Origin of the sequence: Amycolatopsis thailandensis (assembly GCF_002234405.1) — a bacterium.
In the GTDB taxonomy this organism is placed as follows: domain Bacteria; phylum Actinomycetota; class Actinomycetes; order Mycobacteriales; family Pseudonocardiaceae; genus Amycolatopsis; species Amycolatopsis thailandensis.
In genome coordinates, this window is the sequence record NZ_NMQT01000274.1 from 1 (window position 1) to 752 (window position 752).

A 752-nucleotide genomic window follows, 5' to 3' on the forward strand; every position below is an offset into this window, starting at 1 on the left:
CTGTCGCAGTGCAGCAGCTTGTCGCACGCCTCCTGCGTGTCCGCCGGGGTGAAGTCGTCCAGGCACAGGCAGAACAACGCCGTCTCGATGTCGTCGAGCGCGGAAGCGTTCCCGGCGGCCAGCAACGCCTCGCGCGTCGCCGCCCATTCCGCCCTCGCCTTGGTGGTGAAGTGCCCGGCGGCGGTCTCCGGATCCTCGACGAAGTTCCCGGACTTCACGATCAGCTGAAGCCCTGCGACCAGCTGTTCGGGGGAGTACGGGCGGCCGTCCGGCGCGATGACGTCCATCCGGAACGGGGTGCCGCGGTGGAAGACCACGATGTGCCGCGCCCTCGACGGCCCCGGCCAGTCTTCGCGGTACGGCGTGCGCGCGGTGTCCTGCGCGGCGCCGGGGATCCGCGTCGCCGAGAACAGGAACTTGTGCTGCACCATCGACTGCGGCTGCCCGCGCAGCACGATCGGCGGCACCAGTTCCTCGTCGAGCTTCAGCTTGTAGTCCACCGCCGACGCGGTCAGTTCGGCCGCGCGCTCCAACTGTCCCAGCGGGGATTCGGTGAACAGGAAGAAGAAGTTCGCGTTGAGCGCGATCCGGTCGCGGCGGCCGAGGTAGCGGTACGGCCAGAAGGTGTCCAGCCAGCTGTGGACGCCCTCACGGCCGTCGTACGCCTCCAGCGCGCTCTGGAGTTCGTGCGCCGGGCTTCCTTCCGCGAGGAATTCGGCGACGGCGCCTTCGGTCTCCGCGAGTTCACCGGG

At 69.4% G+C, this 752-nt stretch carries 1 protein-coding gene; it reads right to left on the minus strand.

The annotated features are described in order from the left end of the window. Positions 1-752: choline/carnitine O-acyltransferase (locus tag CFP71_RS42265; RefSeq protein WP_143267298.1), on the minus strand; the 752-nt coding region annotated here is incomplete at both ends.